20 protein-coding genes and 1 pseudogene are annotated in these 21,671 nt (G+C 72.9%); 11 read left to right on the top strand and 10 right to left on the bottom strand.

Annotated elements, in window-relative coordinates; all coding sequences use genetic code 11:
* Positions 1 to 2: 2 nt before the first annotated feature.
* Both ACZ514_RS30740 and ACZ514_RS30735 read right to left on the bottom strand, forming a co-directional pair.
* A complete protein-coding gene (locus ACZ514_RS30740) occupies positions 3 to 1,280 on the bottom strand; it encodes a cation:proton antiporter domain-containing protein (RefSeq protein WP_469126192.1) in 1,278 nt (425 codons plus the stop codon).
* Positions 1,281 to 1,331: 51 nt separating this feature from the next.
* Positions 1,332 to 2,069 (bottom strand): TetR/AcrR family transcriptional regulator, encoded by a 738-nt coding sequence (locus ACZ514_RS30735; RefSeq protein ID WP_469126191.1) that lies wholly within the window; start codon positions 2,067 to 2,069, stop codon positions 1,332 to 1,334.
* An 85-nt stretch (positions 2,070 to 2,154) separates the two neighbouring features.
* Between ACZ514_RS30735 and ACZ514_RS30730 the strand changes: the two genes are divergently transcribed.
* Positions 2,155 to 3,324, top strand: coding sequence for an FAD-dependent monooxygenase (locus ACZ514_RS30730; protein ID WP_469126190.1), 1,170 nt, complete (start codon positions 2,155 to 2,157; stop codon positions 3,322 to 3,324).
* 99 nt (positions 3,325 to 3,423) lie between these two features.
* Here ACZ514_RS30730 and ACZ514_RS30725 read toward each other — a convergent pair whose 3' ends face one another.
* Entirely contained in the window at positions 3,424 to 4,389 is a 966-nt protein-coding gene (locus tag ACZ514_RS30725) for an NAD-dependent epimerase/dehydratase family protein (protein ID WP_469126189.1), read from the bottom strand.
* Positions 4,390 to 4,620: 231 nt separating this feature from the next.
* Between ACZ514_RS30725 and ACZ514_RS30720 the strand changes: the two genes are divergently transcribed.
* The 4 genes from ACZ514_RS30720 (at position 4,621) to ACZ514_RS30705 (ending at position 8,623) form a co-directional block, all read left to right on the top strand.
* On the top strand, positions 4,621 to 5,388 hold the full coding sequence (locus tag ACZ514_RS30720; protein WP_469126188.1) for an SDR family oxidoreductase: 768 nt from the start codon (positions 4,621 to 4,623) through the stop codon (positions 5,386 to 5,388).
* Between the two features lie 189 nt (positions 5,389 to 5,577).
* A complete protein-coding gene (locus ACZ514_RS30715) occupies positions 5,578 to 6,249 on the top strand; it encodes a ScbR family autoregulator-binding transcription factor (RefSeq protein ID WP_468175049.1) in 672 nt (223 codons plus the stop codon).
* Between the two features lie 170 nt (positions 6,250 to 6,419).
* A complete protein-coding gene (locus tag ACZ514_RS30710) occupies positions 6,420 to 7,676 on the top strand; it encodes a ParA family protein (RefSeq protein WP_468175052.1) in 1,257 nt (418 codons plus the stop codon).
* Positions 7,673 to 8,623, top strand: coding sequence for a ParB/RepB/Spo0J family partition protein (locus tag ACZ514_RS30705; RefSeq protein WP_469126187.1), 951 nt, complete (start codon positions 7,673 to 7,675; stop codon positions 8,621 to 8,623). Before ACZ514_RS30710 ends, ACZ514_RS30705 begins: the two co-directional genes overlap by 4 nt.
* A gap of 91 nt (positions 8,624 to 8,714) precedes the next feature.
* Here ACZ514_RS30705 and ACZ514_RS30700 read toward each other — a convergent pair whose 3' ends face one another.
* Complete coding sequence (locus tag ACZ514_RS30700) at positions 8,715 to 9,173, bottom strand: nuclear transport factor 2 family protein (protein ID WP_468701834.1); 459 nt, start codon at positions 9,171 to 9,173, stop codon at positions 8,715 to 8,717.
* Between the two features lie 127 nt (positions 9,174 to 9,300).
* On the opposite strand from ACZ514_RS30700, the gene ACZ514_RS30695 reads away from it, so the two are divergent.
* From ACZ514_RS30695 to rfbA, 5 genes are all read left to right on the top strand, one after another.
* A complete protein-coding gene (locus tag ACZ514_RS30695) occupies positions 9,301 to 10,455 on the top strand; it encodes a nucleotide disphospho-sugar-binding domain-containing protein (RefSeq protein ID WP_468175061.1) in 1,155 nt (384 codons plus the stop codon).
* Between the two features lie 71 nt (positions 10,456 to 10,526).
* A complete protein-coding gene (locus ACZ514_RS30690; RefSeq protein ID WP_468175064.1) occupies positions 10,527 to 11,582 on the top strand; it encodes a hypothetical protein in 1,056 nt (351 codons plus the stop codon).
* A 23-nt stretch (positions 11,583 to 11,605) separates the two neighbouring features.
* Positions 11,606 to 12,550, top strand: coding sequence for an aromatase/cyclase (locus tag ACZ514_RS30685; protein ID WP_469126186.1), 945 nt, complete (start codon positions 11,606 to 11,608; stop codon positions 12,548 to 12,550).
* Positions 12,551 to 12,583: 33 nt separating this feature from the next.
* Positions 12,584 to 13,495, top strand: a complete 912-nt coding sequence (locus ACZ514_RS30680) for an NADP-dependent oxidoreductase (protein ID WP_468175070.1) — start codon at positions 12,584 to 12,586, stop codon at positions 13,493 to 13,495.
* A gap of 163 nt (positions 13,496 to 13,658) precedes the next feature.
* The gene (gene rfbA / locus ACZ514_RS30675) at positions 13,659 to 14,591 is read left to right on the top strand and encodes a glucose-1-phosphate thymidylyltransferase RfbA (RefSeq protein WP_468175073.1); all 933 of its coding nucleotides are present in this window, start codon (positions 13,659 to 13,661) and stop codon (positions 14,589 to 14,591) included.
* Between the two features lie 35 nt (positions 14,592 to 14,626).
* Here the strand turns inward: rfbA and ACZ514_RS30670 are convergent, their stop codons facing one another.
* Positions 14,627 to 16,075, bottom strand: coding sequence for an MDR family MFS transporter (locus ACZ514_RS30670; protein ID WP_468175076.1), 1,449 nt, complete (start codon positions 16,073 to 16,075; stop codon positions 14,627 to 14,629).
* A 142-nt stretch (positions 16,076 to 16,217) separates the two neighbouring features.
* Entirely contained in the window at positions 16,218 to 16,931 is a 714-nt protein-coding gene (locus ACZ514_RS30665; protein ID WP_468701826.1) for a class I SAM-dependent DNA methyltransferase, read from the bottom strand.
* Positions 16,932 to 17,184: 253 nt separating this feature from the next.
* Between ACZ514_RS30665 and ACZ514_RS30660 the strand changes: the two genes are divergently transcribed.
* Positions 17,185 to 18,342, top strand: a complete 1,158-nt coding sequence (locus ACZ514_RS30660; protein ID WP_468175082.1) for a DegT/DnrJ/EryC1/StrS family aminotransferase — start codon at positions 17,185 to 17,187, stop codon at positions 18,340 to 18,342.
* Positions 18,343 to 18,521: 179 nt separating this feature from the next.
* Here the strand turns inward: ACZ514_RS30660 and ACZ514_RS30655 are convergent, their stop codons facing one another.
* From ACZ514_RS30655 to ACZ514_RS30640, 4 genes and pseudogenes are all read right to left on the bottom strand, one after another.
* Positions 18,522 to 19,976: a multicopper oxidase family protein gene (locus ACZ514_RS30655; protein ID WP_468175085.1), complete on the bottom strand. Its 1,455-nt coding sequence runs from the start codon at positions 19,974 to 19,976 to the stop codon at positions 18,522 to 18,524.
* The gene (locus tag ACZ514_RS30650; protein WP_469126185.1) at positions 19,960 to 20,652 is read right to left on the bottom strand and encodes a hypothetical protein; all 693 of its coding nucleotides are present in this window, start codon (positions 20,650 to 20,652) and stop codon (positions 19,960 to 19,962) included. The genes ACZ514_RS30655 and ACZ514_RS30650 overlap by 17 nt, the downstream gene beginning before the upstream one ends.
* Positions 20,649 to 21,506 (bottom strand): oxidoreductase, encoded by an 858-nt coding sequence (locus ACZ514_RS30645; RefSeq protein ID WP_468175091.1) that lies wholly within the window; start codon positions 21,504 to 21,506, stop codon positions 20,649 to 20,651. Before ACZ514_RS30645 ends, ACZ514_RS30650 begins: the two co-directional genes overlap by 4 nt.
* Positions 21,503 to 21,671, bottom strand: a pseudogene (locus ACZ514_RS30640) (cyclase); the annotation flags it as partial. The gene ACZ514_RS30645 and the pseudogene ACZ514_RS30640, both read right to left, overlap by 4 nt.

Here is a 21,671-nt window from a genome sequence, read left to right as displayed (position 1 = left end):
CGTCAACGCCGGTCGCCCGACCCGGCGTCCGCGGCCCGCGGCGCCCCCGGCGCCAGCACCGCCAGCACCCGCACCGCCGGCCCCGTCGCGGCCGTCGTCACCAGGGCCATCAGCACCAGGACGGTGAACAGTTCCACCCCGATCACCCCCAGCCCGAGCCCCACGTTCAGCACCACCAGCTCGGTCACCCCGCGGCAGTTCATCAGCGCCCCCAGCAGCACGGCGTCCCGACCCGGCACCCCCGCCACCCGCGCCGCCGCCGTCGCCGCGCCCCACTTCGCCACGACGGCCACCCCCAGCACCGCCGCCGCCCACCACCAGGCCCGGCCCCCGTGCAGCGCCCCGATGTCGGTCCGCAGCCCGCTGCCCACGAAGAACAGCGGCAGCAGCACCGGCACCGCGAACTCCCGCAGCCGCCGCGCCGCCGACTCCACCGCCTCCACCCACCGCGGCACCACCGCCCCGAGGACGAACGCCCCGAACAGCGCGTGCGCCCCCAGCGCCTCCGTCGCGTACGCCGCCAGGCAGATCCCGCCGAACAGCGCCACGACCCCGCCGCCCCGGCCCGTCTCCGGCCGCTCCCCCTCCGGCCGCCCCGTCCCCCCGTGCGCCGCCGCCCGGCCGAGGAGCGGCCGCACCCCCCACCACATCCCCGCCACGAAGACCCCGGCCAGGGCCGCCCGCCCCAGCCCGGCCCCGGCACCACCGCCCCCGACGACGGCCACGACCACCGCCAGCAGGCACCAGGCGACCACGTCCGCCACCGCCGCGCAGGCCATCGCCAGCACCCCCACGGGCGTCCCGTACAGGCCCTGCTCGGTGAGGATCCGCGCCAGTACGGGAAAGGCGGTGACACTCAGCGCCACCGCCACGAACAGCACGAACTCCCCCCGCCCGACCCCCTCCGGCGCGAAGGACCCGTACAACCCGAGCGCCAGCAGCCCCCCGAGCCCCAGCGGCACCCACACACTCGCCTGGCTCACCACCACCACGGCCCGCCGGAGCCCCCGCAGCCTCCCCACATCGAGCTCCAGCCCCACCAGGAACATGAAGACGACGAGCCCCAGATTCCCCAACGCCCCCAGAGACGGCAGCACCTCACCCGGCAGCAGCCACCGCTGTCCCTCCGGCCACACCCGCCCCAGGAACGTGGGCCCGAGCAGGATCCCCACGGCGATCTCCCCGACCACCGCCGGCTGCCCGAGCCCGCGCGCCGACGCCCCGCCCGCGCCGCACGCGAGGACCACCACCGCCACGGCGACCAGCACTCCACCCGCCACGGTCCTGTCCTGCCCGGGCCCCCGCGCACCGGAACCGGACGGCGCCCGACTTCAGGAGGTCGCCCGCCGCTCCACCAGCAGCCCCAGCCCGTCGAGGATCCGCTCCAGTCCGAACTCCAGCGCCTGGTCCTGCCCCCCGTGCTCGGCGACGGAGGCCAGCGCGCCCGCGAGCGCCGGGTACTCCTCGCCCCTCATCCGTACGACCTCCCCGAGCACGGCCCCGAGTTCCTCGTCCGGGCCGCCGGCGCCGCCCGTCGCCCGCTCCTGCTCGGCGATCCCCCGTACGTGCCCGGCCACCAGCACCACCGCGTCCATCGCCTCGGCCCCGCTCAGCCCGCACCCCTCCAGCGCTGCCAGCGCCCGCTCCAGCCAGCCGACCTCCCGCGGCCCCATCGCCCGCGCCCCCACCGTCGCGTCCAGCAGCCACGGATGGGCCCGGAACCCGGCCAGCAGCTCCCGGGCCCACGCCCCGAGCTGCTCGCGCCACCCGTCCCCGGCCGCCGCCAGCGCGGCGTCCAGCGCCCGCGCCGGGTCGGGGAGCGCGGCCTCCACCATCAGCGCGACGGCCTCCGCCTTCCCCGGTACGTACCGGTAGAGGGCCATCTTGGTGACCCCCAGCTCCCCGGCCACCCGCTGCATCGACACACCGCCGAGCCCCTCGACGTCGGCGATCCGGACCCCGGCCCCCGCGATCCGCTCCAGGGTCAGTCCCCGCCTCGGACCGCGCGCCGGCGTCACCGGCGGCCCCCACAACAACCGCACCGCCGCCGCCCACTGCCCGTCCGCCACCGGATCCCCTTGCCCTCGCACCAAAACCGCGTCTACCGTACACACAGAAACAGCATCCATCGGACACAGTTACTTGAGGACACCCATGCCCACCCCCAGGACCGTGCTCGTCTCCGGCGCGGGCGTCGCGGGCCCCGCCGTCGCCCACTGGCTCGCGCGCCACGGCTTCCGCCCCACCGTCGTCGAGGCCGCCCCGGCCCTGCGCGACGGCGGCCACGCCGTGGACTTCCGCGGCGAAACCCACCTCCGCGTCCTCCACCGGACGGGCGTCCTCGACGCCCTCCGCCGCGTCCAGACCGGCGGCACCCCGATGACCTTCGTGGACGCCGACGACCGGGAACTCCTCCACCTCCCCGCCGCCTTCGCGGGCGGTGACGTGGAAGTGCTGCGCGGCGACCTCTCCCGCATCCTCCACGAGGCCTCCCGCCCCTCCACCGAGTACCTCTTCGGCGATTCGATCACCTCCCTCACCGAGACCGCGGCCGGTGTGGACGTCACCTTCCGCCACGCCCCGCCCCGCGGCTTCGACATCGTCATCGGCGCCGACGGCCTGCACTCCACCGTCCGCCGGCTGGCCTTCGGCCCCGAGGAGCGCTACGTCTCCCACCTCGGCTACTACGCCGCCACCTGGAGCCTGCCGGGCGACCCCCACCCCACCCGCCGCGGCTCCGTGGGCTTCAACGCCCCCGGCCGCCTCGCCTCCGTCGGCTCCTCCCCCGCCACCCCCGGCCGCGCCCGCGCCTTCTTCCTCTTCGCCTCGCCCGAGCTGTCGTACGACCGGCAGGAGCCGGCCGCCCACAAGGCGCTCGTCACCCGGGCCTTCGCCGGCCTGCCCTGGCGCGTGGGCCCGCTCCTCGAGTCCCTCGCCGGCGCCGAGGACCTCTACTTCGACTCCATCAGCCGCGCCGACGTCGGCTCGTGGTCCACCGGCCGGACGGTCCTCCTCGGGGACGCCGCCTGCGGCGCGACGATCGGCGGCATGGGCACCGGTACCGCGGTCGTGGCCGCGTACGTCCTCGCGGGCGAACTGGCCCGCTCCCCCGAGGACCCCCGAGCCGCCTTCCGGCGCTACGAGGCCCTCGTCCGCCCCTACGCCCGGGCCTGCCAGCGGGGCGGCAACCGCACCGGCCCCTTCCTCGCCCCCGCCACCACCCTCGGCCTGCGCCTGCGCAACGCCCTCCTGAGCCGGCCCGGCTGCCTGGCCCTGATGCTGAAGGCGGGCCGCACGACCGCCACCCTCCCCCTCCCCCGTTAACGCCGTTAACGCCGTTAACGCCGCGCCCGCGCCCGGCCGTTGGCGGCGTTAACGCCGTTAACGCCGTTGACGTCCCCAACGGCACACGGCGCGGGCCTCTCACAGGCGGCCCAGGTGCTCCCGGTACCAGGGGGCGGCATCGTCAAGGCACGCCAGCGGGCCGGGCCCCGGCGGACAGTCGGCCGCCGTCCAGATCCCCGCGCTGTCGTACCAGTGGTCCTGCGCCACCAGCCTGAACTGGGTCGGGCTCACCCGGCAGCCCGACGCCCCCATCCGTGCCAGGAATTCGGCGTCCGGGAGCTCCTGGTCCACGGGGAGGAGCACACCCCGCTCCATGAGCGCCCGCACCAGCTCGACGGGCCTGACCGGCTCCGGATGGCTGGCGTGCCAGACCGTACCGCCGGCCGGGCGACGGCCGAGCGCGAGACGGGTGACGAGGCGGGCGAAGTCGCCGACGGCCACCGCCGACAACCGGGCCCGCGCCCCTTCCCACAGCGCCCCGGTGGATTCGAGGAGCTGATCCAGGGCGGGAACCACCCAACGGTCCCCCGCGCCGATCACGAGGCCTGGGCGGAGCACCACGGCACCCGCAGCCAGTGCGTGGGCCTCCCCCGCCAGGCGAGTGCGGCTGGCGGCCGAGACAGGCGCGGGAGGGACCGCGTCCACGGCGATCCCCCGGTGAGGTCCTCGCCCGTAGACGGCGGAGGTGGACAGGTGGACGATCCGACGGACTCCGGCCTCCCGGGCCTCCGCCATCAGCGCCGCGGTTCCCTCGACGTTGACGACAGCGCAGTCACGTTCGTCCGATCCGACCCGCGAGGCCAGGTGGACCAGGATGTCCGCCCCCTCGCAACAGCCGCGCAGGGATCCGGGGTCGGACAGGTCCGCACGGAACCACTCGGCCGCCCCGTCGGCATCCTGCGCAGGCCTGCGGCCCACTGCCCGCAGGAGGAGACCCGGTACGGCAGCACCCGCCCCTTCCCGCAGACGGGCGAGCTCCGCCAGCACCGCCGAGCCGATGAACCCGGTGGCGCCGGTGATCACCAGCCTCCGCGGTTCTTCCATCGGGTACCTCGTTCTCTCCCCGGAACCGGACGCCGTGATCGTATGTGGCGGCCGCGGCGGCGGTGAATACCTGCCAGGTGACAATCAGATCGGTCAGCCATCCGCGAACTCACCCGGACCTTCCCGGTCCAGAACGGCACCGCCTTGGTCACCTCGCCCCGCTCCCGTCCGCCCGCCGGGCACGAGCCCTCTCCTGCCCGCGACGCCTCGGGCGCTGCCCGGGCTTTCCCGGTGCGCGGTCCGCTGTCCGCCAAGACCGCCCTGGTGACCGGCGCCAGCCGCGGCATCGGCCGTGGGATAGCGGAGCGCCTGGCCGCCGACGGCGCCCTCGTCGCCGTCCACTACGCGCGGAACGCCGAAGCCGCCGGCGACGTCGTGGACACCATCCGAGCCGCGGGCGGGGATGCGTTCCCCCTGCGGACCGAGCTCGGCCTCGACGGCGACGCGCGGGCCCTCTACGCCGCCCTCGACTCCGAACTGAACCGGCGCGGCATGGAGCCCCGGCTCGACATCCTCGTCAACAACGCGGCGGTCAGCGGCTCGGCGCGGATCCACGAGGTCACGCCGGAACTGGTCGACCGCATCTTCTCCGTCAACGTCAAAGCGCTCCTCTTCGTCATCCAGGAGGGCCTGACCCGCATGCCGGCGGGCGGCCGGGTCATCAACATCTCCTCCGCCGTCACCCGCATGTCCTACCCGGAGTCCGTCGTGTACTCGATGAGCAAGGGCGCCATGGACACCCTCACCCTCGCCCTGGCCAAGGAGCTCGGCCCCCGGGACATCACGGTCAACACGGTCGCCCCCGGGTTCGTCGCGACCGACATGAACGCGAAGCTCCGTACGACGCCCGAGGGGACGGCACGGCTGGCCGGGATGTCCGTCTTCGAGCGGATCGGCGTCCCCTCCGACATCGCCGGCGTCGTGGCCTTCCTCGCCTCCCCGGATGCCCGGTGGGTCACCGGTCAGCGCCTCGACGCGTCAGGCGGCACCCACCTGTAGCCCGCGCCCGCGTCAACTCCTCCCGCGCACCGCTCGATCCGACGAGAGGCGCTAGACAAAAAGTCCCGTCCGGTCCTGGAATAGGGCTTCTGTACATCTGAAAAAGTACTTGTCGACTGGTTTTCTTTGACTGAATCCCACTAGATTCCCCCTGTATCACCGGACGCGACCTCAGCAGGAGACACACACGTGGCGAGGGTCAGGCAGGAACGGGCCGAGATCACCCGGCAGGCGATCCTCGACGGCGCGGCCGTCGCCTTCGACCGCGCGGGCTTCGGCGGCACCAGCCTCAGCGACGTGGTCAGGCACGCCGGAGTGACCAAGGGCGCCCTCTACTTCCACTTCCCGTCCAAGGAAGCCCTCGCCCGCACCCTGGTGGACGAGCAGTTCCAGGTGTCCAAGGACGTCCCCGCCCTGGAGGACCCGGGCCTGCAGACGGTCATCGACCTCACCCACCAGATGGCGGCCGGGCTGCGCACCAACGCCCGCATCCGCGCCGGCATCCGCCTGGTCATCGAGTTCGGCTCGTTCACCAGCCCGGACCCGTCCCCCTACAACGCCTGGATCGAGACCTGCCGCAGCTGTCTGACGCCGGCCCGGGAACGCGGCGACCTCATGCCCTCGCTCGACGTGGACGACCTCTCGACGTTCCTCGTCGGCTCGTTCACCGGCGTCCAGGTGACCTCGCACGTCCGCGCCGACCGCGAGGACCTGCACGCCCGGGTCATCGACCTGTGGAACTACCTCCTGCCGGGCATCGTGCCCGCCTCCCGCCTCCCCCTCTTCGACCCGGCGGGCTCCCCCTCCTGCCGCGCCGCGCTCGGCCTGACCGGCCCGCAGGCGCCCGTCCCGGTCGGCTGACGACGCTTCCAGGGCGGCCTCGCGCACGCCGTGGCGAACCACGGGGGTGCTCGCTACGGCGTGTGCGAGGCCGCCCTGTCGCGTACCCGGCGCCCTTCACCACCCATTTCGTTAGCAAAACCCAAGCGTGGCAGCCACGCCCACCCCGGAACGTTAGTAAAGTCCCTCTCATGACTTCGCCCTCGTCCCAGAACGACCGAGAGAAGGTCGTCTCCAAGCTCCCCCCGTGGCTCCGCCAGGAGTTGAAGATCCGCACCGCCCAACTGCGGGTCGACATCCAGGACGCCGTCCACCAGGGCATCGCCCACTGGAGCGCCCTCGCCTCCGCCCCCTCCCCCGTCGACACCTCCGGCGCCGAGTCGTTCTCGACCTGGCTGCCCGCCGGACAGTGGGAGTCCTTCCGCACCGACTGCAAGGACCGCGGCGTCTCCCTCATCCAGGGTCTCGCCCAGGCGGTGCGCCTCTGGCTGGAGCTGAACCCGGCCCCCACCGTCAAGCGTCCCTCCGTCGTGCGCCGCATCGTCGTGTGCAACCAGAAGGGCGGCGTCGGCAAGACCGCCGTCACCGCCGGCACCGCCGAAGCCCTCGCCGAGGACCCCGCGAGCCTGCACCCGGTCCGCGTCGCCCGCCAACTGGCCCGCCAGGCCACCCCGGAGGAGACGGAAGCCGGTCACCCCGGCTCCTCCCTCGACCTCGAAGACCTCCCGGGCCTGGGCATGCGCGTCCTGCTCGTGGACTTCGACCCCCAGGGGCACCTCACCAAGCAGCTCGGCCAGCAGCCGCTGCCGATCGGCGGCGACAGCCTCACCTGCCACATGGCCGGCGAGGCCAAGGGCCCCCTCCAGGACCTCATCGCCCCCATCGCGCACGAACGGTTCGGCGACCGCCTCCACCTCCTGCCCGCCTGCACGGACGCCTTCCTCCTCGACGTCCGCCTCTCCACCGTCCGCGCCCGCGAGGCCGCCCTCGAACGCGCCCTGGCCCCCGTCGAGTCCGACTACGACGTCATCCTCATCGACTGCCCGCCCAGCCTCGGCCTGAGCATGGACGCGGCGATCTACTACGGCCGGCGCCGCGACACCGAACAGCCGGGCGCCTCGGGCGCGCTGATCGTCGTACAGGCGGAGGACTCCTCCGCCGACGCGTACGACCTGCTCACCTCCCAGATCAACGATCTGCGCGACGACCTGAGCCTCGACATCGACTACCTCGGCCTCGTCGTGAACCTCTACGACGGCCGCCGCGGCTACATCGCGACGAGCTCGCTCCAGGCGTGGATGGACATAAAGGATCCGCGGGTCGTGGCGATCGTCCCCGACCTCAAGGAACAGCGCGAGTCCGTCCGCCTCAAGCAGCCCCTCTTCGTCTACGCCCCCAACGGCGACCAGGCCGTCGCCCTACGCGCCCTCGCCCGGGAGATCTCATGAGCAGCAAGGCCGACAAGCTCGGCGTCTCGGCGTCCTTCGCACGGGCCCAGCCCGTCGGGGTCAGCTCCCGCCGCGCCGCCATCGCCGAGGCCACGGGCGCCCCCACCTCCGGGGTGGTCCCGCCGTCCGAGGTCCCCATCGACGCCCTCGCCCACAACCCGTTCAACCTCCGCGAGGACCTCACCGACCTCGACGAGCTGGCCCAGTCCCTCGCCGTACGGGGCCAGCTGCAGCCCCTCGCGGTCGCGACCCGGCTGGCCTTCATGGAGGCCCACCCCGGCCAGACGGACGGCCTGGGCCGCGCCCCGTACGTGGTCATCGACGGCAACCGCCGCCTCGCGGCCGCCCAGCTGGCCGGTCTCAAGACGATGCACATCCACGTCAACGACGCCCTGTCGGCCTCGGCGGCGGACATCCTCGAATCGGCGCTCATCGCCAACGTCCACCGGGTCGACGTGGCCCCCATGGACCAGGCCCGCGCCCTCCAGGAACTGGTCGAGGTGCACGGCTCCCAGGCGCAGGTGGCCAAGCGGATCGGCAAGACGGCGGCCTGGGTCTCGCAGCGCCTGACCCTGCTGAACCTGACGCCCGAACTCCAGGGGAAGGTGGAGACCGGCGAGCTGAAGGTCGAGCCGGCCCGCCGCATCGGCCGCCTCCCCCAGGAGGAACAGGCGGCGGCCGCCACCGAGAGCATCCAGGCCGTCAATCCGCCGCGCCAGCGCACCCGCCCGGCACCCCAGAGCCCGGCACCCCGGACCGCTGACGCCGCTGACGCCGTTAACGCCGTTAACGCCGCCGGCACCCCGGCGCCGGGCACCCCGCCCGCCCCCGCCCCCCGCCTCACGATCTCCACCCGGTCCCCGGAGACCATCGCGGACGCCCTCACCGCGCACCTCACGCCGGACGACCTGAAGGCCGTCACGGAACTCCTGATGCAGCGCATCTGATCCCGGGGCCCGTACGCACGGGCCCCGCACACGCCGGGGCGCTGGCGGCATCCACACCGCCAACGCCCCCGCGTGCGGGAAAGGGGCGGGTTCAGCGCGCGCGGCCGTCGGCCTCCAGGCTGCGCCGCCGCACGAGCAGGCGGCCGTCGTCCGCGCGGACCAGCTCGTCATGGCAGAGCAGTGAACCGCGGATCGCCAGCGGACCGCCCGGCGCGGTGGCCATCGCCAGCGCGTAGTAGCGGGTGCGCAGCGTGTCGTCCGGCTGCCGTTCGACCCCCACCATCCCGAACCAGTGCCGGAAATCGAGCCCCTGCGCGGCGATGTGCTCGACCCCCGCGCGCACGGTGGCGCGCAGGGCGTCCCTCCCCCGCTGCGGCTCCGGCTCGCCCGCCGACTCGAAGACGGCGTCCTCGGTGAAGGTCTCCGCCCAGGCGTCCGCGTCCGCGCCGGGACCCTCCACCAGGTTCATCTGCCACGCGTAGAACTGCTGCACCTCCGCGTACAGCTCCGCCGGCACGTAGGGCTCCGCGCCGCTCGTGGTCCCGCTCATCCGCACTCCCCGTCTCTCGCTCACGCGCTCGTCGCGCCGAGGCTCCAACGCGCCTCTCGAGTCCGAGTTGAGCCGGGCCCGCCATCGTGACCGCGCAGCATCTTCCAGCCGAATCGAGGTGGCACTCGTGCGTGTCCTGTTCAACGTTTCTCCCGGACTCGACCACATCTATCCCGCTCTTGGCCTCGCGTGGGCCCTCCGCACCGCCGGTCACGAGGTGGCCGTGGCGACGTCCGGAGTCTCCGTCCAGGCGGCGGTGGGCGCCGGTCTCATGGCCTACGACGTGGCTCCCGAGGCCGACTTCTCCATGGTCTTCCCCAAGAAGGGGACCCCGCAGGAGCGCATGACCGCGATGCGCGCCCGTGGCGAGGAGGTCACCCGGTCCGAGGAGACGCCGGACTTCATCCTGGAGAAGTTCAGCCAGATCAACGACCTGATGGCGGACCGCACCCTCCAGTTCGCGCGCGACTGGCGGCCCGACCTGATCGTCTACTCCCGCCTGCAGGGCACCGCGCTGCTCACCGCCCGCGCCCTCGGCATCCCGGCGGTGGAGAACGGCTACAGCTTCCTTCGCGAGGGGAACCTCCCTGAGCGCCTGCTGCCGCACCTCGCGCCCACGTTCGAGCGTCTCGGCGTCCCGGTGGAGCTGCCCACGGTGCAGCCCGTCTACTTCGCCCCGCAGGAGTTCATGCGCGGCAAGGGCGAGGGCTGGAGCATGCGCTTCGTCCCGCACCACGGCGGCGGTGTGCTGCCGGAGTGGCTGGCCGCCCCCAAGGAGCGCCCGCGCATCGTGGTGACCCTGGGCACCATCGTGCCCGGCGTGGCGGGCGTGGGCAGCCTGCGCAGCGTCCTGGACGCCGCGGAGGGCCTGGACGCCGAACTGGTACTGGCGCTCGGCGACCAGGTGGACCTGGAGCCGCTCGGCCCGCTGCCCGGCAACGTCCGGCCGGTCGGCTGGACCCCGCTCAGCGCGCTGCTGCCGACCCTCGACGGCATCGTCCACCACGGCGGCGCGGGCACCACCCTGGCCTCCGCGCACGCCGGTGTGCCGCAGCTCGCGATGCCGTACGGGTCCGACAACTGGATCAACGCCGGCATCGTCGAGACGGCGGGGATCGGCTTCAACCTCCAGCCGGACGAGATCGACGTCGAGGTGCTGCGGAGCCTGGTGGGCGACGCCCAGCTGCGCAAGACCGCGGCCGCCGTCGCCGAGCACCTGACCTCCCAGCCGGGCCCGGACGCGATGGTCCCGCGCCTGGTCGAACTGGCCGGCGCGCGCTGACGGAGGCGAAGCCGCGCCCTCCCCGCCCTCCCGCGCCACGACATCCCGCACGACGAAAGGAATCACGGAACATGAGACTCACCCTGCTGTCCCGCGCTTCGCGAGGGACCGCCCTCGCGCTCGGCACAGCGGCCCTGGTGGCGGCCGCCGCACTGCCGGCGCACTCGGCGGTGACCGTCACGGACCTGGGCACCCTGCCCGGGCACACCTCCAGCCTGGCGTACGGGATCAGCCCCTGGGGCGTCACGGTCGGCTACTCCGCCAACGCCCAGGGCGTCAGCCGCCCGGTCCGCTGGTCGCCGAACGGCAACATAACCGACCTGGGCACGCTGCCCGGTGACGTCAGTGGCACGGCGTTCGTCATCAACGCCTCCGGTACGATCGCGGGCCGCTCGGTCGGTGCCGACAAGTCCGAGCACGCCGTGGTGTGGCGCCCCAACAGCGCGCCCGTCCAGCTGCAGGGGCTGCCCGGCTCGGTCAAGAGCCGCGCCTACTCGATCAACAGCTTCGGGACGGTGGCCGGCTTCTCGGCCACTCCGGAGAACGTCTACAAGGCGATGCGCTGGGACTCGGACGGCAAGGCCGTCCACCTGCCCCCGCTGCCCGGCGGCACCGCCAGCTCCGCGGGTTCCATCAACAACTCCGGCGTCACGGTCGGCTACTCCCTCCAGAACGGCTTCCAGAACGCGGTCCGCTGGAACGCCGACGGCACCCCCGTCCCGCTCGGCGGCATCCTGCCCGGTGACGACTCGAGCCAGGCCAGCTGGGTCAACGACCTCGGCGTCGCGGTCGGCAACTCGTTCAAGGCCGGCAAGTTCTACGACGGCCCGTACCACGCCGTGCGCTGGAACCAGCAGGGGCAGGCCGTACCGCTGGCGCCGCTGCCCGGCCACACCGGGTCCGCCGCCTACGGCATCAACAACCTCGGGGTCGCGGCCGGGTTCTCGTACTCGCCCGGCGGCGTCTACCACGCCGTGACCTGGGGCCCGGACGGGACCGTCACCGACCTCGGCGTCGCCTGGCCGTCCGGCGCGACCGAGGCCTACGCCGTCAACGACTCCGGAACGGCGGTCGGTTCGCTGACCACCGGCGCGGGCGTGCTGCGCGCGGCGCGCTGGCGCGGCTGACCGGCCACCACGGAAGAGGAGCAATGGGAGAGACACACACGCACCGCTCCGCGCACGAGCTGCCGGTACGGGCGCCCGCCCAGGACGTGCACCGGCTGCTCGCGGACGAGGGGAACTGGCCGCGCGTCTTCGCCCCCTTCGTCCACCTGGAGAACCTCGGCCGGGACGGCGACTTCGACCGGATCGGCATGTGGGGGCACTACGACGGCACCGTCGAGCACTGGGTGGCGCTGCGCCGCGTCGACCAGGACGCCCTGCGCGTCGAGTTCCGGCCGGAATCCCTGCCGCCGCAGGTGGAGTCGATGCTCCGTTCCTGGGTGGTCGAGCCCGCACCGGACGGCGGCTCCGTGGTGCGCTTGGAGCACGAGTACCGTCTGAAGGACCCGGCGGCGGCCGAGACGGTCCGCACCACCGTCGAGACGATCGCCCGCACCGAGGTCGCGGCGGTGCGCGACGCCGCGGAGCTGGCCGCGCTGCGGCCCGAGGCCCTGGTCACGGTGGAGGACGGCGTCACCGTCGCGGCGTCCGCCGAGGCGGTGTTCTCCGCCCTCTACGAGGCCGGCGAGTGGCCGTCCTTCATGGCGCACGTGGCACGGGCGGACGTCCGGGAGGGCGGCGAGGGGCACACCCAGGTCCTGGAGCTGGACACCGTCGAACGTCACGGCGGGATCTTCACCACCCGGGCGGCCCGGGTCGGGCTGCCCGGCTCGAAGATCGCGTACAAGCAGCTGCTGCTGCCGCCGCTGGGCGCCTCGCACCACGTCCAGTGGCTCCTCACGGAGCAGGACGGCAGCACCGTCGTCCGCTCCCTGCAGACGGTCGTCATCAAGGAGTCCGGCGTCGCGGCCGTGCTCGGCGAGGGCACCGGGCTGACGGCCGCCAGGGAGTTCGTACAGAACGAACTGAGTTCGAAGGTCCGGCTGATTCTCGACGCGGTCAAGAACCGTCTCGAGCAGGATGCGGACTGATCCACATGACGAACTACTGAAAGGACCCCCGTGATGCGAGCAGCCGCTCTGTCCGAGTTCGGCGCCCCCGAGGTGCTGCGGGAGACCACCGTCAAGGACGTGCAGGCCGGCCCCGGCGAAGTGCGCGTACGCGTCAGGGCCGCCGGAGTGCTGCCCTTCGACGTGCGGGTGCGCGGCGGCTGGACCCCGCCGTTCATCAAGCGGGAGTTCCCGATGGTCCTCGGCAACGAGTTCGCCGGCACGGTCGACCAGACCGGCGAGGGGGTGACGGCCTTCGCGGAGGGCGACGAGGTGCTCGGCTACAGCGTCCTGGGCGCCTACGCGGAGTACGTCACCGTGGCGGCGGACCAGATCGTCCGCAAGCCCCCGGCCATGCCCTGGGAGGTCGCGGCCGGCTTCTCCGGCAACGGCCAGGGGGCGCACATGGCCCTGTCCACGGTGGGGGTCAACGCGGGCGACACCGTACTCGTCAACGCGGCGGCGGGCGGGTTCGGCACCTTCGCCGTGCAGCTCGCCCTCGCCTGGGGTGCGGGCCGGGTCATCGGCACGGCCAGCGAGCGCAACCACGACCACCTGCGCGCCCTGGGTGCCATCCCCGTGACGTACGGCGAGGGTCTCGCCGAGCGGGTGCGGGCGATCGCGCCCGACGGCGTGGACGCGGCCGTGGACGCGGCGGGCCCCGACGCCCTGCGGGCCTCCGTCGAGGTGGCCAAGGACCGCAACCGGGTCGTCACGATGATCGCCGACGAAGCGGCGCAGGAACTGGGGCTGCCGTCGGTGGCGGGCGCGCGCTCGGCCGAGCGGCTCGCCGAACTCGTCGGCCTGTACGTCCAGGGCAAGGTCAACATCCACATCCGTGAGGCGTACCCCCTCGCCCGGGCCGACGAGGCCCACCGGAACGTGGAGAGCGGCCACGGCCGCGGCAAGGTCGTCCTGACCGTCTGACCGTCTGACCGTCTGACGGAGCCCCACCACGAAGGGGGCGGCCACCACGGCCGCCCCCTCTCGCGTGCGCGCTTCGAGGCTTCCTCGACCGGCCTGCCACAGTCTCGGAGCAACCCTCCGGGCCCCTGCGAACGAGCCGACGACAACACGAGGTGAGACTTCCGTGAAGGGAATCATCCTGGCCGGCGGGAACGGCACCCGTCTGCATCCGCTCACCCTGGGAATCTCCAAACAGCTGCTCCCCGTCTACGACAAGCCGATGATCTACTACCCGCTGTCCGTGCTGATGCTCGCCGGAGTCCGGGACATCCTCATCATCAGCTCACCGGTGGACCTGCCGCAGTTCCGCCGCGTCCTCGGCGACGGCAGCGCCCTCGGTCTGAACCTGTCGTACGCCGAACAGCCGGAGCCTCGCGGCCTCGCGGAGGCGTTCGTCATCGGGGCCGGGCACATCGGCGGCGACTCCGTCGCCCTCGTCCTCGGTGACAACGTCTTCCACGGACCCGGATTCGCCCAGCTGCTGCACCGCCACGTCCCCCACAAGGAGGGGGCGCTGCTGTTCGGTTACCCCGTGCGCGACCCGGAGCGGTACGGGGTGGGTGAGACGGACACCCTCGGCAGGCTCGTCTCCATCGAGGAGAAGCCGGCCCGGCCGAAGTCGAACCGGGCCATCACCGGCCTGTACTTCTACGACAGCGACGTGGTGGACATCGCCCGCGGACTGCGCCCCTCCGCGCGCGGCGAGCTCGAGATCACGGACGTCAACCTCGAGTACCTCGCCCGCGGCAAAGCCTCGCTCATCGACCTCGGCCGGGGGTTCGCCTGGCTGGACACCGGCACCCACGACTCGCTGCTGGAAGCGTCCCAGTACATCCAGACCCTCGAGCGGCGCCAGGGGCTGCGCGTCGCCTGCGTCGAGGAGATCGCCCTCCAGATGGGGTTCATCGACGCCGACCAGTGCCACCGGCTCGGCTGGCTGCTGCGCAAGTCCGGCTACGGCGAGTACGTCATGTCCGTGGCGGAGTCCGCCCGGGCCGGCCGGCTCGCCGCGACGGCTCCGGCCGCGACGGCCGAAACCGTCGCGGCCCTGTTCTAGGCGGTGCCCGCCCGACCGGGGCCGGGCACCCCCGGTCAGCTGCGGCTGGACTCCGGTGCCGCCTTCGCCGTCTCGTCGGCGGCCTCCCCGTCGGGCCGCCTCGGCATGAAGAGCGCGGGTACGACCATCGCCGCCGCCATGCCGAGCACCCACCAGAAGGTGTCCGCGTAGGCGGACGGGTCCGCCTGCGGGCCGCCGGAGTCCGAGGAGCCGAGGTTCACGGACAGCAGCAGGGCCACCATCGCGGTCCCGAACGACGCCCCGACGCGCTGCACCACCGCGATCATGACGGTGCCGCGGGGGATCCGGTCGCTCGGGATGTCGAGGTAGGCGGTGATGAGGATGGCCACGCCGACCACTCCGAGCCCCAGGCCCCGTACGCCGAGGGAGACGCCGAGGACCAGGTCGTCCGGGTCCGAGGCGAGCTGGGTGAAGCCGACGGTGCCCGCCACGGCGAGGGCGGTGGCGAACAGGATCAGCACCCGCGGCTGGTAGCGGTCGGTGAGCCACCCGGCGACCGACAGGCCGACCAGCATGCCGAGGCCCTGCGGGGCGAGCAGCCAGCCGATGGTGGAGCTGTCGTAGCCCAGGGAGCGGGCGTAGAAGAGCGGCAGGACGAAGAGCGGGCCGTAGACGGCCACACCGCTGAGGAACACCAGCAGTGAGGACGAGGAGAAGGCCCGGGAGCGGAAGAGCCCCACGTCGACGAGCGGGGACCGCGCACGCACGGAGTGCACGCAGAACGCGGCGATCAGCGCCGCGCCCGCGAGGAGGACTCCCACCGTCAGCGGGTCGGTCAGCTGCGCCACGTCACGTACCCGCGAGAACCCGTACACCAGCGCGACCATGCCCGGGGGCAGCAGCATGACGCCGACGCGGTCGACCTTGGCGTCCCCGCCGCCGGCGGAGGGCGGCAAGACCCGGTGCGCGAGGACGAGCGCCACGAGGATCAGCGGGACGTTCACGAAGAAGATCCAGCGCCAGCTGGCGACGTCGATGATGAGGCCGCCGGCCACCGGACCCAGGATCGGGGCGAGCTGCCCGGGGATGCCCACCAGGCTCATCACCTTGCCGAAGCGCTTGGGGCCCGCCGCCTGGGCGAGGATCGTCTGCACCATCGGGAGCACCATGCCGCCGCCGACGCCCTTGACGACGCGGAAGGCGATCAGGCTCTCGACCGACCAGGCCACCCCGCACAGCACCGATCCCCCGAGGAACACGGCCAGGGCGAACATCCACATCCGTCTGCTGCCGAACCGGTCGACGGCCCACCCCACCAGGGGCGTCACCAGGGCCAGGGTGAGGAGGTACGAGGTACTGACCCAGGACAGCGCCGTCTCGGACGCTTCCAGATCGGCCGAGATCTCGTTCAGCGCGACGCTGACGATGGTGGAGTCCAGCAGTGAGGCGATGGCGCCTATGAGCAGGGTGCCCGCGAGGATGAGCAGTCTGCGGTCCAGGCGTTCCGGGGGTGGAGTCTGCATACGAGGACCGTACGAAGCCGCGCTCTGCTCCGCCTCGAATCCGGTTCGAGCGATCCTGTTCCCGCGGACGCGTGCCGCGGCCGGCCCGGACGGGCCGCGGCGGCGGCCCGCCGGAGGGCGCGGGTCGCCGCGGGGGCCCGGACTAGTGGCGGGTGCCGATGAAGAACCCGGGACGGCCGCCGCCCGTCTCGACGTACTCCACGTCGAGACCGCTCTTGCGGAAGGCGTTCGTGTACTCCTCGCGGGAGAACAGCGTCAGGTGGTCGACCTCGCTGCGGTGCTGGATCCCGGTCCCGGCGTCGGCGACCACGTAGTGGATCTCCATCCGGGTGACGTTGCCCTCCCGCGTCGAGTGGGAGACGCGGGAGATGCCCTGGTCGCCGTCCTTGAACGCGTGGGTGGAGACGTAGCCGGGCAGGAAGTTGTCCGGGAAGTACCACGGCTCGACGGCCAGGACGCCGTCCTCGGCGAGGTGCCGGGTCATGGAACGGACGGCGGAGTCCAGGTCCTCGACGGTCCGCAGGTAGCCGATCGAGCTGAACATGCACACGACGGCGTCGAAGGTCTCACCGAGGTCGAAGGAGCGCATGTCGCCCTGGTGGACGGGGACGCCGGCGAGCCGCTCGAAGGCGAGGTCCGCCATCCACTGGGACAGGTCGATCCCGGCCGCGCGGTCGAAGATCTTGGCGAAGGCGGCGAGGTGGATGCCGGTGCCGCAGGCCACGTCCAGCAGGCTCGCCGCGTCCGGCTTGCGCGCGCGGACGAACCCGGCCACCTGGGCGGCCTCCGCTTCGTAGTCCTTGCGGTCCTGGTAGAGCCGGTCGTAGAGCTCCGCCTGGCTCTTGTCCTCGTACATGGATCCCCTCCCGTTGAACACGTCCCGGCGCGGTCCTGGGACCTGGTCGAGGCTGACCCGGCCGGCTCGTGTCCGCCTGGACCCCCACTGGCGTCCGGTGCTTCCCGCTGCCGCCGTCAGGGCCCGCCCGGGCCGGGTCGAGCGAGCCTCCAGGGGCCGTGGCGGGGGCGGAGCGGCACCACCACCGGACTTCGATCCGCGGTCGAGCGCCCGTTCCTAAGCTCGCTCGCGACATCCGACGTGAGAGGCGGCTATGATCAATCTTTTTCAGCCCCAGGTGGGTGCTGAGGAACTCGACGCGGTTGCCGAGGTGTTCGAGGACCGCTGGCTCGGCCACGGACCCCGCACCAAGGCCTTCGAGGCGGCGTTCGCCGAGCACCTGGGTGTCGCACCCGAGCACGTCGTCTTCATCAACTCCGGCACTTCCGGCCTGTTCCTGGCCACCGAACTGCTGGACCTCGAGGAGGGCGACGAGGTCGTCCTGCCCTCGCTCAGCTTCCTCGCCGCCGCCAACGCGGTCGTGACCAGCGGCGGACGCCCCGTCTTCTGCGACGTGGACCCGCGCACCCTGAACCCCACGCTCGAGGACGTGGAGCGTTCCCTCACCGACCGCACCAAGGCGGTCATCGTCCTCCACTACGGCGGCTACCCGGGCGACATCGTGCGCATCGCCGAGCGCTGCCGCGAGCTCGGCATCACGCTGATCGAGGACTCCGCCTGCTCCGTGGCGTCCCGCGTCGACGGCAAGGCCGTGGGCACCTTCGGCGACCTCGCCATGTGGAGCTTCGACGCCATGAAGGTCCTCGTCACCGGCGACGGCGGCATGATCTACGTGAAGGACCCCGAGCAGGCCGCCCGGGTCCGGCGCCTCGCCTACCACGGGCTCGCCCAGCCCAGCGGCTTCGGCTACGCCAAGGTCTCCGCCCGCTGGTGGGAACTGGACATCCCCGAGCCGGGCCGCCGCGTCATCGGCAACGACCTGACCGCGGCCATCGGCTCCGTACAGCTGCGCAGGCTCCCCGAGATGGTGGCCCGGCGCAAGGAGATCGTCGCGCTGTACGACCGGGAGCTGGCCGGGACCGCCGGCCTGGTCACTCCCCCGGCGCTCCCGGAGGGCCACGAGTCCACCCACTACTTCTACTGGGTGCAGATGGACCCCGCGATCAGGGACCAGGTCGCCAGCGACCTGCTGGCCGACGAGATCTACACCACCTTCCGCTACGCCCCCCTGCACAAGGTCCCGGCGTACGGCACCGACCCGGCCGAGCTGCCCGCCTCCGACTGGGTCTCCGACCGCACCCTGTGCCTGCCCCTGCACCCCGGGCTCAGTGACGCGGACGTGCTCACCGTCGCCGCCTCCCTGCGCAAGGCCGTGGACGCGCGCGGCGCGGAACAGGCCGCCGGGCGCTGAACCGCCCGTCTACGCCGCGGGGGCGGGGGGGAGTCCGCAAGACTCCCCCCCGCCCCCGTTTCCGCATGTGCGCCCGTCGCGCGGGAGCGGCACGGCCGCGGCCGCCGAAGGGGGGCGCCGGCAGCCCGGCGCCCCCCGTTCAGCGGCCGCGGTGGTGTGCGGTGGTCACGGTGCGGTGGTCACGCGACGACGTCGATCCGCCCCATCTGCCCGCCGGAGGAGTGCCCCAGCTGGTGGCAGTGGTAGAGGTACTGGCCCGTGTACGGACCCCAGGTCATGGCGATCTTCACGGTGTCGCCGGGGCCGAGGGTGACGGTGTCCTTCAGCCCCGCGTCGCGGACTCCGGCCGGCTGGCCGTTGCGCTCCAGCACCCGGAAGTACGTCAAGTGGGTGTGGAAGCTGTGCCAGAGGTGGAAGTCCGGCTTGCCGGCCGCGGCCGGGGCCTCGGCGTTGCGGACGGTCCAGACCTCGGTGGTGCCCAGCTTGGCCGTGATGTCGACCCGGTTCGGGTCGTAGGACAGGCCGTTGATGGTCATCGCCGGGAAGGTACGGATCTCGAAGTCCCGCTCGACCGTCGCCGCCGGCAGCGGCGGGTGCGTCGTCAGCCGGCCCGGTACGAAGCTGTAGTCGGAGGCGCGCCGCACGATGTCGAAGCGCATCACCTCGGGGCGCTCGGTGGGCTGCGCGCCCGGGTTCTCCAGGACGACCGAGTCACCGACCGCGTAGCGGGAGAAGTCCACGACGATGTCGGCGCGTTCACCGCCGAGCATCAGCAGTTCCGTCTTCTGGACCGGGGTCTCCAGGAAGCCGCCGTCCGTGCCGATCTGGGTGAACTCGATGCCGTCGGCGAAGCGCAGCCGGAAGTACCGGTTGGCGCAGGCGTTGTAGACGCGGAAGCGGTACTTGCGGGCCGCGACCTGGAAGTACGGCCGCTCCTTGCCGTTGACCAGCATGTGCGGGCAGTCGGACGGGCGCGTGTACAGCAGCGTCCCGTCCGCCTCGACGCGCGCGTCACGGATGATCAGCGGGACGTCGTAGCTGCCGTTCGGAAGGGGCAGGGTCCGCTCGTTGTGGTCGCCGAGCAGGTACAGCCCGTGCAGGCCCATGTAGACGTTCTCGGCCTCGAGGTGGTGCGCGTGGTCGTGGTACCACAGCGAGGCCGCGGCCTGCTGGTTGGGGTAGTGGTACGTGCGCTCGCCGCCCGGCACGATGGTGTCCATCGGCAGGCCGTCGTCCTGGGACAGGACGTGCGCGCCGTGCAGGTGCACGGCGGTGTCGACCGGGAGTTCGTTGATCTGGCGGACCACGACCTCACGGCCCTGGGTGGCCCTGATGGTCGGTCCGGGGAACGTTCCGTTGTAGGTGCGGACCTTCGACATCAGGCCCTTGACGATCTCGACCTGTGCCTCCCGCATCCGTATCTCGTACAGATCGGAGGTGGCCGTGAAGCCGGTCGGCACGAGGGTCTTCGGCAGCGGCATGGCGTGCGCGAACGGCACGATGGGAGCCGCCTCCGCCGTGGCGAGGGAACTGGCCACGGCCTGGGAGCCGGTGCCGGTCAACCGGTCCCACGGGAACAGGGCGGCGGCGCCACCCGCGGCCGCCACCTTGAGCGCATTACGACGATTCAGCATCAAACGGATCCGGATTCTCTTCGAAGGTACGGGGCTGCGCGGGCTTCGCCGCCCACGGCACGCCGACGGCGAAGACGAGCAACAGGGCGGCGAGGGCACAGAGCCGCAGGGCGGTGACGGCGTCGGCGGCGATGGCGGAGCCCAGGGGACCGCCGTCCACGGGGGAGAAGGCCCGCGCCAGTACCACCAGGGGTACGGTCACGGCGGAGCCCACGGCCGTGGCGGCGGCGGTGAAGGCCAGCTGGGCGGTGAGCGTCCTGCCCCCGGCCCGCACGACCCGGCCGCCGTGGCGGCGCAGCACCTGCGCCGCCACGGCCAGCAGGGGCAGTGTCAGGTAGAACGCGACGGTGGCCAGGGCCAGGAACAGCCCGGGCCGGAAGGCCTCCGCCTCGACCGGCCCCGAGCTGTGCCACCAGGCGTGGTCGCCGGGCTGCGGCGGAGGTGCCTCGCTCCGGCCGTAGACGGTCCATGCCACCGCTGCGGACTGGACGAGGGCGAGCAGACCCAGGGGCGCCTGCCGCAGCGGGGCGAACAGGCGCACCATGCCCGGGGCCGGTACCGGAGCCGGTACCACCCCGCTCGCGGCGTCGCTCCCGGCGTCACCGGCGGCGCCGCTCGCGGAGGCCGCCCTGCGGTGACCGGCGTGGGCCACCAGGTCCTGCGCGAGCAGACTCACGACGCCGGCTCCTGGGGGAAGTCGGTGGTACGGGCCAGCGCCTCCCACTCCTCCCAGAGGGCCAGCCGCTCCCGCAGCACGCTCGGCGCCAGGTCGGCGGCCCCGTTGCCCAGCAGGATGCGCAGCGGCGGATCGGCCGCGTCGACCAGCTTGAGCAGCGCCTCCCCCGCCTTGCGCGGATCGCCCGGCTGCAGGTGCGCGTAGGCACCCGAGAGGCCGTGCCGGCGCTTGGCCAGTACCGCGTCGTACGCGACCTTGGGCGTGGCCCGCACCATGCTGCCCGCGCTCCAGTCCGTGCGGAACTCGCCCGCCTCGACCAGGGTGACCTTGACGCCGAAGCCCGCGACCTCCTGCGCCAGCGTCTCGCTGGCCGCCTCCAGCGCCCACTTGCTCGCGCAGTACATGCCGAGGTTGGGGTAGGTGGTGACGCCCGCGATGCTCGACATCTGGAGGAGGTGACCGCTGCCCTGCCGGCGCATCACCGGCAGCACCGCCTGCGTCACCCAGAGCGCACCGAAGAAGTTCACGTCGAACTGGTCGCGGACCTGTGCCTCGTCCACCTCCTCGACCGCGCCGGCCAGACCGTACCCGGCGTTGTTGAGCACCACGTCGATCCGGCCCGCCCGCTCGGCGGCCTCGGCGACGGCGGCGAACACCGCCGCGCGGTCGGTGACGTCGAGCGCCACGGGAACGACCCGGTCACCGTGACGCTCCACGAGCCCGTCCAGCGCCGAAGCGCGGCGTGCCGTGGCGACGACGGTGTCACCGGCCTCCAGGACGACGTCGGCGATGGCCTGGCCCAGGCCCCGCGAGGCCCCGGTGACGAACCAGACCCTCGTCGGACGTCCGCTCATCGCCCGGCCCGCTGCTCGGCGTAGTTCTTGGCGTGGCCGAGGGTGGCGCGGCTGTTGGTGCTCAGCGCGCTGTGGACGTACTCCCTGGCGTCCGCGACCGTGGCCCCCTCACCCAGGATGCCGGTGATGTTCGCGGCGTTGAGGGTGACCGTGTGCTGCGAGGAA

It is taken from the genome of Streptomyces sp. NPDC034086, from assembly GCF_055575515.1.
The sequence above is the reverse complement of the archived record's forward strand: the minus strand, read 5'-3'. Positions and strand labels throughout refer to the sequence as shown.